Here is a 13,754-nt window from a genome sequence, read left to right on the forward strand (position 1 = left end):
CATGGTGTCTGCCTAGTAGCTGATAAATACATTCTTGGTGGTCCGCTTAAGAATCTCCCACATACCTGCTTTTGCCACTGCTTGCTCCGGATACAGATCGATCCGGTTCACTTCTTTCCCATCCTTCGCTCGGATAAAGATGTGTCCAATGACCTGATCCTGCTTGACCGGTGCATAGACTCGTTGATCCAGAACGATTTCCTTCGTGTATTGGTCAGCCGATTCTCCTTTTTTCATCAGCATACTGACGGAATGTGGAGTAATCGCATTGATTTGTGGCTGCTGGCCTTTGTCCACCGTGATTCGCTGGACAGCTTCCCCTTTTTTGTACATCGGCATGACCTGGAAATGGGTAAACGCGTAATTGAACATCGTAGCCACTTCGTTATTGCGCGTTTTTACGTCCGGTTCCCCCATGACGACGGCGATGACTCGCATATTATTGCGCTTGGCCGTTGCGGTCAAGCAATACTTGGCTTCGCCTGTGTAGCCTGTTTTCAAGCCGTCTACGCCTTCGTAAAAACGCACCAGACGGTTTGTATTGACAAGCCAGAACGGATTTGCACTATCCTTGCGCAGGTAGTCCTGATAAGTACCTGTAAACCGCGTAATTCCTTCGTGCTTCAATAGCTCTCGTGACATGATGGCAATGTCTTGTGCAGAGGAATAATGGTTTTCAGCAGGCAGCCCATTCGAGTTCACAAAATGGGTGTTTTTCATGCCCAGCTGCTTCGCCCGTTCATTCATACGGTTGACAAAGCCTTCCTCTGTCCCTCCCAGATGCTCCGCCATCGCGACAGAGGCATCGTTTCCGGAGGCAATCGCAATGCCTTTAATCATATCCTCCACCGTCATTTCTTCACCCGGCTGGAGAAAAATCTGCGATCCGCCCATGGAAGCAGCCCGTTCGCTTGCTCTCACTTTATCCGTAAGTTTTAATTCTCCTCGTTCCACTGCTTCCATAATGAGGAGCATCGTCATCACTTTGGTGATGCTGGCAGGCGGCATTTTTTCATTCGCGTTCTTGTCGTACAGAACCGTGCCCGTATCCGCTTCGATCATGACAGCTGATCGCGCGTGCGGTGCAAAATTCATCTCTCCAGTCTGCGGTCCAGACTTCTCAGCAGCCCTTACAGCCATCGGAGAAAAGAAGGTGAAACACATGATGAAGCATAGAGCGAGATATCCATTCCGTTTCATAGCAGTCTCTTCCCTCCATTCATGGTTTTATTCTCACCAATGGCATAGGAAAATATTCACTTGAAAACGTGGATTTGCCAAGCTCTTGTTCCAGCGAAATTTGGCTGGCTGGAAACAAAAAATCCCCCTGCCAAAAGCAGAAGGGATTCTTGTATTAGATAACGAAGCGGCGCACATTCTCGGTAAGCTCGTCCGCCATTTTTTTCAGCTGTTCTACATTCTCGTTGATTCGCGCAATCGAATTCAGCTGTTCGTCTACCGTTTCGACTACACCGGTAATAGAGTCGCTGATCTCATCCGACATCACTGCAAGTCGCTGCATCGAGTTGGTCACAACCTGGTTGCCTGCTGCCATTTCCTCGGAGGTAGCCGTCATCGATTCACTTTGCTCTGCGGCCGATTGAATATCCGCGACGATATTTTGGAAAGCAGTGCCAACTGACTCAACGGATTTCAAGCCCCCGCTGACCATCGTCACGATTTCGTCCATATGCTGCGTCATATCCATGGCTTCATCGTTGATCGAGTGGGCGATGGAAGCGATCCGTTCGGAGAAAGAGCTGCTTTCTTCAGCCAGCTTGCGAACTTCACTCGCAACTACCGAGAAGCCTCGACCGGCATCTCCTGCACGGGCTGCTTCAATCGCAGCGTTTAACGCCAACAGGTTCGTCTGCGATGCGATGCCACTGATCATTTCTACGATGCTCGTAATTTGACGCGCTCTCTCACGAAGGCTGTGCATTTGTACTGCCGTACGCTCGACCTCTGTGGTGGCCTGACGTACGGTACTGATAACATCCTCTACCAGCTGCAAGCCACCCTGTGCCCGTTCAAAGGTACGTGTCGTCGCAACGGAAGTGGACTCCGCCGAAACAGCTACCTGTTCTACACCCTGCGATATCTCAGAAACAGTATGGGCGGTCGCTTGTACTTCATTCGTTTGTGTAGAAACGCGGTCGGCAATAGACGAGATGTTAGTCGTAATAACCTGAATAGCTCCCTTGTTTTCCTCTGCAAACAAGGTCAACTCGTCCGTTGCGATGTTCAGCTGATTGGCTTGTCCTTGCACCAAGGCGATCAGGTTACGCAGTTCTGCAGCCATTTCGTTCATTTTGCGACCTACCATGGCCAGCTCGTCGTTCCCTTTTACGTCAACATGGACATCGAACTGTCCTGCTCCGATCCGGTCCATATCCTTGGCAATTGCGTACAGAGACGAACGGATGCGCTTGGCGAACCACCAGATCAGCCATACAGATATCCCGATGACAGGAATGCTGATGAGTGCAAAGTACCAACCCATGCTGTTAACCTCACCATACACCTCATCCACACCCGTCGAAAGAACGACATGCCAGTGCAAAATGGGAATCGGTGCAAATGCGGCAAAGCTAGCCACTCCATGGTCTTTGTACTGCAGGCTGTTGCTTGTGTCATTTTTCAGCATTTCCAGCATATCGCTGTACTCGCTTTTTCCAGCCAGTGTAAGCTTGTTGTTTTGCTCCGCATCTTTATGCGCGACAACCAAACCATCTGGTCGAACCACAAAGGCATAGCCATTTTGCATGAACGGAATCTCTTGTGCTTTCTCCACGATTTGATCGATCGTGAATCCAACGACAAATACGCGCGACGTATCTTTGTTCTGCTCGCCAACCGGTGTCGAAATATAAAGAAAACTCTTATTAATTCCTTCGACAATTTCTTCATCCGAAACAACAGTGGCCTTTGAACTGATTGCATCGTTAAAGTATTTCTTTTCTTTGAAATTGATCTCGTTTTTCCCGGTAAGGGAGTAAATGGATTTCCCGGTCGCACTGTCGATCAGGTAGATCTTGGAGATCTCTTTGTGGCTTTGGCGCAGCAAACTGAACTGTTCCATAATAAGCGGTTCTAGCTCTGTCGTCATCACTCGCTTGGAAGCAGCTGTCTCTGTAGAATCCACAATTCCTTGCAGCCAGTCATTCATGCTGGTAGCATGCTGCTCGGCTAACATTTTAGCTTGATTGGAAGTAATGTTAATTAAAGTTGACTTTGAAAAGGAAAGCGCTATGTATTGCAAGGAACCGATAATGATAAGTACGAGTATAAGACCGAATACAATCATCTTTGTCGCGAGGGAGCCCTGGAGCTGTCCTGTTGATTTTTCTGTTAGGGATTGGATTTTCTGAAACAGCTTTGAGGAGTTTCCGTTTCCAGAACCCGATCCCTTCGTCTTCCTACGAGGAAGTGAGAATTTTTTCATTAATACTTACCCCCTTTTACTAAATACTCTACATTTTACCAGATCAAATGCAGAAAAAAATACCTCTGATAAGTATGCTCCTGGGTATCATACCCGTTTTTATCAGAGGTAAAACCACTTTTTGAAAAGGAAGCGAGTTCCCTGCCGGATGGCTTGAGAACCCGCTAAAAGTCTTAGTTATACAAATGGCAAGCAGCAAAGTGGCCTGGCTCGATTTCTTTCCATTGAGGAACGGAAGCAGCGCACTCCGGCATTGCTTTCGGGCATCTGGTGCGGAAATGGCAGCCGCTTGGCGGATTCATCGGGCTCGGTACGTCCCCTTGGAGTACAATGCGCTCCCGGTTACGCTCGATTTCCGGATCCGGAATCGGAATCGCAGACAGCAATGCTTGCGTGTAAGGGTGAAGTGGCTTTTCATACAAGGCATCACTTTCAGCCAGCTCCACCATCTTGCCCAAGTACATAACAGCTACGCGGTCGGAAATATATTTTACCATGGACAGGTCATGGGCGATAAACATGTACGTCAGACCCATTTTTTCCTGCAACTGCTCGAGCAGGTTGACTACCTGCGCTTGTACGGAAACGTCCAGCGCAGAGATCGGTTCGTCACAAACAATGAACTTCGGTTCTACTGCCAGCGCACGAGCGATCCCGATCCGTTGACGTTGACCACCGGAGAATTCATGCGGGAAGCGGTTCATATGCTCTGGGTTCAAGCTCACCAAGGACAGCAGCTCTTGGATGCGCTCTTTCCGTTTTTGACCGGAAGCCAGATTATGAATATCCAGCGCCTCACCGATGATATCCCCTACTGTCATACGCGGGTTCAACGAAGCGTATGGGTCTTGGAAGATCATTTGCATGTTGCGGCGCATCGCCTTCATCTCTTGGTTGTTGAGGTTCATGATGCTCTTGCCTTCAAACAGTACATCGCCTTCCGTCGCATCGTACAGACGGAGCAGGGTACGGCCAGCTGTGGACTTCCCACAGCCAGATTCCCCTACGACACCAAGCGTTTCACCGCGTTTAATTTCAAAAGAGATATCATTAACGGCTTTCAGTGTATTATCACCAATGGTAAAAAACTTCTTCAAATTGCGGACTTCAATCAGCGTATCACGGTTATCCACTGTTTACCCTCCTCCTACGATCCTGCGCGGTTCTGAGCAAGCGGATGCTGGAGCCAGCAAGCTGCTCGTTGGGACGTGCTGACTTCTGTTAAGTCAGGATCGATTTCTTGGCACACACGCATCGCAGACTCACAACGTGCTGTAAAACCACAGCCAACTGGTGGACGCAACAGGTCCGGCGGCGTTCCGAAGATCGGAGTCAATGGCTCGTCGCGGTTCAGGTCAAGACGCGGAACAGAGCGCAGCAAACCTTTTGTGTATGGGTGTTGTGGGTTGTAGAAAATATCATCTACGGTTCCCGTTTCAATCACTTTCCCTGCGTACATCACGATGACGCGATCGCACATTTCCGCTACAACGCCCAGGTCATGCGTAATCAGGATGATGGAAGTACCTGTTTTCTTTTGCAGGTCTTTCATCAGATCAAGAATTTGCGCTTGAATGGTAACGTCGAGTGCTGTTGTCGGCTCATCGGCGATCAACAGTTTTGGAGAGCATGCCAGCGCGATGGCGATCATCGCACGTTGACGCATCCCGCCGGAAAATTCATGCGGATACTGCTCAATGCGTTTTTCCGGTTGTGGGATTCCTACCATCGTCAGAAGCTCGATAGCACGATCGCGAGCAGCGGTACGACTCATATTTTGATGCTTGACCAAGCCCTCTGTAATCTGGCTCCCAATCGTCATGGTTGGGTTCAGAGAGGTCATTGGATCCTGGAAGATCATCCCGATATCTTTACCGCGGATACCTTCCATTTCTTTATTCGACTTTTTGACGATGTCCTCGCCATTAAAGAGGATTTCTCCCTTTTTAATATCACCAGGAGGCATTGGAATCAGCTTCATCAGAGTTTGAGCGGTTACGGACTTCCCACAGCCGGACTCCCCTACGATCGCAACTGCTTCCCCGCGGTTCACGTGGAAATTTACACCGCGTACTGCCTTTACTTCCCCTGCATACGTATGGAAGGAGACATGCAGGTCTTTTACATCAAGAATGCGTTCCATAACGATGATCCCTCCTATTTCCGCAGGCGTGGGTCTACTGCGTCGCGCAGACCGTCACCGAACAAGTTAAATGCCAAGATGGTCACGGAGATAAACAATGCCGGGAACATCAAACGCCATGGATAGTACTTCATGGCCGGCAGACCTTCGGACGACATCGTGCCCCAAGATGCAACAGGTGCTGCTACCCCAAGTCCGATAAAGGACAGGAACGACTCTGCAAAGATAGCAGATGGTACAGTCAAGCTCAGCGTTACGATGATTGGACCCAGAGCGTTTGGAATCAAGTGCTTGAAGATCAGACGATTTGCGTCAGCACCCAAAGAACGCGCTGCAAGTACAAACTCCTGAGATTTCAGCTGGAGCATCTGACCACGAACAATTCGGGCCATCCCGATCCAACCGGTTATCGTTAAGGCGATAATGATCGTCCCTACTCCTGGTTCTAACACAACCATGAGCAAAATAACAACGAGAAGATATGGAATTGCAAACAAAATATCGGCAATACGCATCATGATCTCATCTACTTTACCACCGTAGAAACCTGCGAGACCGCCCCAGATTACGCCGATGACCAAGTCGATAAACGCTGCTGCAAGACCTACTTCTAGCGAGATACGTGCGCCGTACCAGATACGAACGAACATGTCGCGTCCTAGATCGTCAGTACCAAACCAGTGTTCAACAGATGGTTTTTTGTTCTTTCCTGCCAAATCAGTCGTAAAATAGTCATTATTGGTTACAAAAGGAACGACAATCGCGGCAACGATCAGCACTACGATAAAGATCAGGGATGCCATTGCCACTTTATTCATTTTCAAACGGCGCCACACGTCAGCCCAGAACGACAGGCTGGGACGTTTGATAGCTTCCGATTGGCGAAGGTCAACAGAAATTGGCTCAAAATGCTCTTTCGTCAATTGTTGCATCTTATCATTACTCCCTTCCTGCATCTGCCAGCTTAATCCGTGGGTCAACCAATGTGTACGCTACGTCAACGATCAGGATCATTACGACCAGGATGATGGAGTAGAATACAGTTGTCCCCATAATTACGGTATAGTCACGGTTTGTAATGGAAAGGACAAACTCACGACCCAGACCAGGAACACCGAAGATACGCTCGATAACAAATGCCCCTGTCAAAATGTTGGCAATCAATGGACCCAGGTAAGTAATGACTGGCAACAATGCATTACGGATTGCGTGTTTGATCGTGATGGTCATGGTGTGCAACCCTTTTGCTCTCGCTGTCTTGATGTAGTCTTGACCCAATACCTCAATCATGTTGGAACGAGTCAGACGAGCGATAAACGCCATTGGAGACGCAGCAAGTGCCAGGGATGGAAGAATGGTATATTCAAAACCTTCCCACTTCGCAATTGGCAGCAAGCCCCATTTAATGGAGAAGAAGTACTGATAGAAGGATGCCAGGATGAACCCCGGTACCGATAGCCCCAAAACCGCTATGACCATGGCTGAGTAGTCCTGCCACTTGTTATGCTTTAGCGCTGCAATGACACCCAGTATAATACCTCCGAAAATAGCCAGTAAAAGCGCTTGCGCACCCAAGTGTGCCGAGACAGGGAAACCACGACTGATCATTTCATTGACTGTCGAAGATTTTTCCGTGAAGGACGGACCCAAATCCCAAGTCACAACACCTTTCAAATAGTTGAAGTACTGCTCATGCATCGGCAAGTTGAGTTTGTATTTGGCCTCCAGAGCCGCTTTGATCTCATCTGGAACATTTTTCTCTGACGTGAACGGTCCACCAGGGACTGCCTTCATGATGAAGAAGGTCGCCGTTACGATCAAGAAGAGTGAGATGAGCATGAAGATGATGCGCTTACCAAGATAACGGATCAACTAACTTACCCCCTTGACAAAAATTATGAATGAATGCTTTCACTTCCCATCTTTACACTGCGTAAAGCAAGCCGACACACAGTGCAAAAATCGGCTGTGTAAATAACCCAATAATTATGATCTCTTGCAATCATATTTTTTCTCTACTGGCTTTTCGCCATCTAATTTATATGGAAAGGGTCGGAATACGAGAGGGTATATGGTCCACCATACACCCTCTCGCTACCAAGCCCGATTCCTTCAAGCAGAATCTTTATACGTGGTATAGAAAACGGTACTACTCGATGTAAGCGCCTTTCCAGTCTACGTCGCCCAAACCTGTCATTTGAACGCCTTTTACATTTGGATTTTGTACCCAAGATTGTGTATAGAAGTAGATTGGCATGATCGGCATATCATCCATCAGTACTTGTTCAGCATCAGCCAGGATCTGTTTACGTTTGTCCAGATCACCTTCCAATGCGGATTGGTTCAAGAGCTCTTTGTACTTCGGATTTTCCCAACGAGTATCGTTGTTTCCACCCATCTTGTCTTTGTACAGCTCCAGGAAGTTGATTGGGTCATTGAAGTCACCCAGCCAGCCCATACGTCCGACTTGGAAGTTACCATTGTGTAGATCTTCGAGGTATACTTTCCACTCTTTGTTTTCGAGTTTTACATCGACGCCAAGGTTTTTCTTCCATTGGTCTTGGATCGCTTCTGCAATCTTTTTGTGAGCTTCAGATGTATTATACGACAGTGTGATGGCAGGCAGTTTGGAAATCCCTAGCTCTTTCATACCTTCTTCCAGCATCTTCTTCGCTGCTTCCAGGTCGTTGTCCTTGAAGTATCCATTTGGATTCAACACCATGGACGGTGGTACTGCACCTGTTGCAGGGATCTGACCCGTTTGCAGGATGTTGTCGATCAAGCCTTGACGGTCAACTGCAAATGCAAACGCTTTACGGATCTTCACGTTGTTAAACGGTGGCTTTTCTGTGTTGAACTTGTACCAGTAAGTACCTGCGATAGGCTTGGTAGTGATTTTGTTCTGCTCTTTCAAAGCAGGGATTGCATCGGTAGGCAATGCGCTCATTGGTGCGCCGGCCCAATCGAGTTCACCATTTTCAAACATGGACAATTCAGTATTTTCATCCTCTACCATGGAGAACTCGATTTTGTCGAGCTTCACATTGTCCTTGTCCCAATAGTTGTCGTTTTTCACGAGAACCATTTTGCTCTTATGTTCCCATGTCTCGATTTTGAATGGTCCGTTACCTACGTGTGTTGCAGCTTCGCCTGCCCACTTCTCATTTCCTTCAACCACTTTTTGATTGACTGGGAAGTAAGTACGGAATGCAAGCAGTTCCAGGAAGTAAGGAGTTGGGTTCTCCAGTTTCACTTCCAGCGTTTTATCGTCGAGTGCCTTCACTCCTACGTCGTCCAGCTTTGCTTCGCCTTTATTCGCTTTTTCCCCGTTCTTGATGTAGTACAGCTGATATGCGTAGTTGGAAGCTGTTTTTGGATCGAGAGCGCGCTTCCAAGCATATTCAAAGTCCTTCGCTGTTACTGGATCTCCATTGCTCCATTTGTGATCACGGATTTTGAAGGTATAGGTCAGCTTGTCGTCCGAAACGGTGTAGCTTTCCGCAGCTGCTTCATGCGGCTTTTCATCTCCGCCAATCCGTGTCAAACCGTCAAAGGTAGCCAGAATTACTGCGCCGGAAGTAGTGTCTTCCGCAATTCCAGGGTCCGCTGTTGGCGGCTCGGAATGAAGATTCATTTTCAGCACTTGTGGCTTTTTCTCTGCAGCAGGTGCAGCAGCAGGTGCTTGGGTTTGTGTGTTGCCAGCTGGCTGTTCTGCAGGTTTTGCTGCTTCTTGGCCGCCACCGCAACCAGCCAAAGCCGTTCCGAGTACTGCTACTGAACTCACCAATGCAAAAATATTCTTTTTCAACGCAATTACCCCCAGTACGTTTTCTGTTTTGTCTTTTTTCAGAAAATAAAGGACGAAAAAAAGGAACATCAAGCGAAGCAAAGCGACTTCGGCTGGAAGGCATCAACCCCTTTCACTGCAAGGTCACCTCGTCATCCTGAACGAAAGAGAAAGAATCTTTGTACTGCTTCAGTTCCAGAGAAACATCCGCTGCAGCAATCCCTTCAATTTGAGAGAGTCGTTCGTTGACAAAGGTGATCAGTTCGTCATTGCTATGGAAACACGCTTGGATGATCAAGTCGTGCTTACCGCTAAACGCACCCACAAAACGCACGGCAGATATTCTGCTCAATTCTTCGGCGACATTTTTCTGCATGCCGAGCCTTGTGGTAAGTCCAATAATGGCCTGTACATGTAACCCTAGCTTTTCAGGGTCAGGATGAATCACGAATTGGAAGACCCCATCCTGTAACAGTCGTGTGATTCGAGAACGAATCGTACCTTCACTTACACCAAGTTGATGCGCGATTTCTGTATACGGTGTTCGTCCGTCTTCCTGTAAAATTTGCAGGATCTGCTTGTCAACCTGGTCCAGCTTTTTCATAAATACGATTTTTCGGGAACCTCCATCCTTTTTTTACGAAATTCGAAAAAATCTTTTACAATATCTTTGATACATTAAAAGTAATCTGAATTGATAGCGGTGTCAACGAAATTTGACAAGTAGAAATATAAAACATTATAAAGAGCATATGAACAATCAAATATTTTTTAACTGATCAAAAAAACTATCGGTAATACATATTGAATAGGAAAACCTGAATAATATCAACCATAATAACTCTGAAAACTGTATATTTACACAAAAAAAGAGGGGGATGCAGACTGCATCGTGCACCCCCATCTTCTTTGTCAATCACATAACGGTCTTATCCAATAATTTTATAAATTAACGGTTGATCGACAGGAGGCTTTGTCGAAATCACGATTGCCCCTTCCAGCTCCTGGAGGGCACTGGCCAAAAGCTCCTCTTTGTTGGCATGAATGGTCATGAGGATGTCGCCAGCTTTTACCTGATCCCCCCGTTTTTTGTGCAGCACCATGCCAACGGCCAGATCGATGGCCATTTCTTTCGTCAATCTGCCCGCACCCAAAACAACGGATGCATGCCCCACTGCCTCCGCATCAATCTGCGCAACGTATCCATCCTCGGAAGCCACCAGCTCATGGATGATCACGGCTTTCGGAAGACGAGATGTCTCGTAAACATCACTCTTGTCTCCACCTTGCGCTTCTACCATTTGCGCCAGCTTCTCTACCGCTTTTCCAGATGCCATGATCTCTTCCAGCTTGGCTCTGCCGGATTGCTCATCCTCGACGAGACCACCTAAAACAAGCATGCGTGAACCAATTGCCAGCGCAAGCTCCGTCAAGTCACGCGGACCTTTTCCTGCCAGCGTGTCGATCGCTTCCTTTACTTCCAAGGCATTGCCCACAGCAAAACCAAGCGGCTGGTTCATGTCACTGATGACTGCCACTGTCTTTCTTCCTACCTGTGTCCCGATGTCTACCATTGCTTTTGCCAGCACTTCTGCTTCCTCGATGCTTTTCATAAACGCACCCTTGCCCACTTTTACATCCAGCAGAATCGCATCAGCACCGGCGGCGATTTTTTTGGACATGATGGAGCTTGCGATCAGCGGCACCGCTTCTACGGTCGCTGTCACATCACGCAGGGCGTACAGCTTTTTGTCCGCTGGTGTGAGGTTCCCTGATTGTCCGATGACGGATACGCCAATATCGCGGACCTGCTGCAGGAATTGCTCCCGCGAACGTTCCACCGCAAATCCGGCAAACGACTCCAGCTTGTCAATCGTACCGCCCGAATAGCCCAGACCACGCCCGGACATTTTTGCAACAGGAATGCCTGCTGCCGCAACGAGTGGAGCCACGACGAGTGTCGTTTTATCGCCTACTCCTCCTGTGCTGTGCTTATCCACCTTGATTCCGGACAGTGAAGACAGGTCCAGCTGCTCGCCAGACCCTGCCATTGCCATCGTCAAGTCGCCTGTTTCGCGAGGTGTCATCCCACGGAAAAAGACAGCCATTGCCCAGGCAGACATTTGGTAATCGGGAATAGTCCCGTCTGTGTATCCCGTCACCAAAAACTGAATTTCCTCTGTTGTCAGCTCGCCGCCATCTCTTTTCTTGGCGATAATATCGACCATGCGCATTCCAGGTCCCTCCTTAGGTTACCGCTTACAGTTTGGCGACGATCCCGTTCACCAACGCCAAAAATTGCGTTTTTACTTTTTCAGTCGTCTCCATGACTTCATCGTGGGACAGGGGCTGCTCCAAAATACCCGCTGCCATGTTGCTGATGCAGGAAATCCCCAGTACCTTCACGCCCATATGACGCGCTACAATCACTTCCGGTACTGTCGACATTCCTACTGCGTCTCCACCGAGGATGCGCAGCATGCGGATTTCAGCCGGTGTCTCATAGCTTGGGCCCAGCAGTCCTACATAAACCCCTTCCTGCAGCTCAATGCCTTGCTCGCTTGCGACTTGTTTTGCAATTTGACGCAGCTCTTTCGAATAGGCTTCAGACATGTCCGGGAAGCGCGCGCCCATCTCATCATCGTTTGGTCCAATCAACGGGTTGCGGAATGTCATGTTGATATGGTCGGAAATGAGCATCAGGTTGCCCGGATCGTAATTTTCGTTAATTCCCCCTGCTGCATTTGTGACGATAATGGTTTCGACACCGAGCAGCTTCATGACGCGGATCGGGAAAACTACCGCATCAAGCCCGTGTCCTTCGTAGAAGTGAAAACGGCCTTGCATCGCTACAACTTGCTTGCCTTGCAGCTTTCCGATCACAAGCTGTCCTTTGTGTCCAACGACTGTCGATACCGTAAATCCTGGAATTTCGTTGTATGGAATGATAACAGGATTCTCAATCTCATCTGCGAGAACACCGAGACCCGATCCAAGCACCAAGCCGATCGTAGGTTTTTCTTCCAGTTTTGGTTGAATATAGGCTACTGCTTCATGGAAATTTGCCATGTAAAACACTCCTTTTTTTCTGTTTCTTCTATATTAATGTTTATAAATGCTTTATCTTTTTAAATGACTTAGGAAGCTTTTTCCTATGACAGGTGCTTCCACTCCGAAGTTGTCCGCGATCGTTGCTCCCAAATCCGCAAATGTTCCACGAATTCCCAGATCCGAACCTACCGTCAACCCTTTGTGGTAGGCAAGCAGAGGGACATACTCACGCGTGTGATCCGTGCCATGGTGAACAGGATCGTTCCCATGATCGGCAGTAATCAGGAGCAGATCTCCTTCCTGCAGGGCGGACAGCAGCTCTGGAATACGTGCATCGAACTCCATGAGCGCCTCTCCGTAGCCTTGCGGGTCACGGCGATGCCCGAATTTCGCGTCAAAATCGACGAGGTTGACAAAGCTCAATCCGGTAAAGGATTCCTTCATCGTTTTCAGCAATTGATCCACGCCATCCATGTTGTCCTTGGTACGAATGGATTTTGTGATTCCCTCTTCTGCGTAAATATCACTAATTTTTCCGATTGCAATCGAAGTCAATCCCGCATCCTGCAAACGGTTCATAACAGTGGGTGCGAATGGCTTGACCGAATAGTCGTGACGATTGGAAGTTCTGGAGAAGTTTCCAGGCTGTCCTACGAACGGTCTCGCAATGACACGCGTCACCGCAAACTCGTCGCGCAAAGTCAGTTCACGAGCGATTTCACAAATGCGGAACAGCTCCTCCAAAGGAATCACTTCTTCGTGAGCAGCCACCTGGAACACACTATCTGCAGACGTGTAAACGATGACATTTCCCGTCTTCATGTGTTCCTCGCCCAGCTCATCCAAAATGTCTGTTCCCGACGCTACCTTGTTCCCCAGTACCTTGCGCCCAATCCGCTCCTCAAATTCACGGATCAAGCTCTCTGGAAAACCATCCGGGTACGTATTAAACGGTGTTGACACGTGGAGACCCATGATCTCCCAGTGACCCGTCGTGGTATCCTTCCCCATGGAAATCTCCTGCATTTTTCCATAGTGGGCGTGAGGTACTGCTGCAGGTGGTACATTTTCCAGGGGCGCAATGTTTCCCAAGCCAAGCTGTGCCAGATTTGGCAGGCTGAAGCCTTCTACTCGCTGCGCAATATGGCCAAGTGTATGAGCACCTTCGTCATTAAATTTCGGAGCGTCAGGAAGTTCACCGATCCCTACACTGTCCATCACAATCAAAAACACTCGCGAAAAACGCAATGCAAACGCCTCCAGTTCCACAAAAATTAGATTTTGCGATCAAGTCGTCTGACGTCTGACCTGATGCAAAAAGCATTCTC

General features: G+C 48.4%; 11 protein-coding genes. All 11 read right to left on the minus strand.

Annotation, left to right across the window (positions count from 1 at the left end):
- Positions 1 to 12: 12 nt before the first annotated feature.
- Positions 13 to 1,200 (minus strand): D-alanyl-D-alanine carboxypeptidase family protein, encoded by a 1,188-nt coding sequence (locus tag EDM59_RS08180; protein WP_122923118.1) that lies wholly within the window; start codon positions 1,198 to 1,200, stop codon positions 13 to 15.
- A gap of 154 nt (positions 1,201 to 1,354) precedes the next feature.
- Entirely contained in the window at positions 1,355 to 3,445 is a 2,091-nt protein-coding gene (locus tag EDM59_RS08185; RefSeq protein WP_122923119.1) for a methyl-accepting chemotaxis protein, read from the minus strand.
- A 173-nt stretch (positions 3,446 to 3,618) separates the two neighbouring features.
- Positions 3,619 to 4,578, minus strand: coding sequence for an ABC transporter ATP-binding protein (locus EDM59_RS08190; protein ID WP_122923120.1), 960 nt, complete (start codon positions 4,576 to 4,578; stop codon positions 3,619 to 3,621).
- A 14-nt stretch (positions 4,579 to 4,592) separates the two neighbouring features.
- Positions 4,593 to 5,588 carry an ABC transporter ATP-binding protein gene (locus EDM59_RS08195; protein ID WP_122923121.1) on the minus strand — a complete coding sequence of 332 codons (996 nt, stop codon included), beginning with the start codon at positions 5,586 to 5,588 and terminating at the stop codon, positions 4,593 to 4,595.
- Positions 5,589 to 5,602: 14 nt separating this feature from the next.
- Positions 5,603 to 6,520, minus strand: a complete 918-nt coding sequence (locus EDM59_RS08200) for an ABC transporter permease (protein ID WP_122923122.1) — start codon at positions 6,518 to 6,520, stop codon at positions 5,603 to 5,605.
- Between the two features lie 7 nt (positions 6,521 to 6,527).
- A complete protein-coding gene (locus EDM59_RS08205) occupies positions 6,528 to 7,460 on the minus strand; it encodes an ABC transporter permease (RefSeq protein ID WP_092268177.1) in 933 nt (310 codons plus the stop codon).
- Positions 7,461 to 7,737: 277 nt separating this feature from the next.
- Entirely contained in the window at positions 7,738 to 9,396 is a 1,659-nt protein-coding gene (locus EDM59_RS08210; RefSeq protein WP_122923421.1) for a peptide ABC transporter substrate-binding protein, read from the minus strand.
- Positions 9,397 to 9,508: 112 nt separating this feature from the next.
- Complete coding sequence (locus EDM59_RS08215) at positions 9,509 to 9,979, minus strand: Lrp/AsnC family transcriptional regulator (protein WP_092268176.1); 471 nt, start codon at positions 9,977 to 9,979, stop codon at positions 9,509 to 9,511.
- Between the two features lie 325 nt (positions 9,980 to 10,304).
- Positions 10,305 to 11,609 carry a pyrimidine-nucleoside phosphorylase gene (locus EDM59_RS08220; RefSeq protein WP_122923123.1) on the minus strand — a complete coding sequence of 435 codons (1,305 nt, stop codon included), beginning with the start codon at positions 11,607 to 11,609 and terminating at the stop codon, positions 10,305 to 10,307.
- A 25-nt stretch (positions 11,610 to 11,634) separates the two neighbouring features.
- Positions 11,635 to 12,444, minus strand: coding sequence for a purine-nucleoside phosphorylase (locus EDM59_RS08225; protein ID WP_122923124.1), 810 nt, complete (start codon positions 12,442 to 12,444; stop codon positions 11,635 to 11,637).
- Positions 12,445 to 12,495: 51 nt separating this feature from the next.
- A complete protein-coding gene (gene deoB, locus EDM59_RS08230; protein WP_122923125.1) occupies positions 12,496 to 13,674 on the minus strand; it encodes a phosphopentomutase in 1,179 nt (392 codons plus the stop codon).
- Positions 13,675 to 13,754 lie beyond the last annotated feature (80 nt).

The sequence above is a fragment of the Brevibacillus nitrificans genome (assembly GCF_003710965.1).
Classification (GTDB): Bacteria; Bacillota; Bacilli; order Brevibacillales; family Brevibacillaceae; genus Brevibacillus; species Brevibacillus centrosporus.

Excerpts from the sequence above, each read along its gene's own strand:
- EDM59_RS08180 (WP_122923118.1), bottom strand. The coding sequence starts at position 1,200 with ATGAAACGGAATGGATATCTCGCTCTATGCTTCATCATGTGTTTCACC.
- EDM59_RS08185 (WP_122923119.1), bottom strand. The coding sequence starts at position 3,445 with ATGAAAAAATTCTCACTTCCTCGTAGGAAGACGAAGGGATCGGGTTCT.
- EDM59_RS08195 (WP_122923121.1), bottom strand. The coding sequence starts at position 5,588 with ATGGAACGCATTCTTGATGTAAAAGACCTGCATGTCTCCTTCCATACG.
- EDM59_RS08200 (WP_122923122.1), bottom strand. The coding sequence starts at position 6,520 with ATGCAACAATTGACGAAAGAGCATTTTGAGCCAATTTCTGTTGACCTT.
- EDM59_RS08215 (WP_092268176.1), bottom strand. The coding sequence starts at position 9,979 with ATGAAAAAGCTGGACCAGGTTGACAAGCAGATCCTGCAAATTTTACAG.
- EDM59_RS08220 (WP_122923123.1), bottom strand. The coding sequence starts at position 11,609 with ATGCGCATGGTCGATATTATCGCCAAGAAAAGAGATGGCGGCGAGCTG.
- EDM59_RS08225 (WP_122923124.1), bottom strand. The coding sequence starts at position 12,444 with ATGGCAAATTTCCATGAAGCAGTAGCCTATATTCAACCAAAACTGGAA.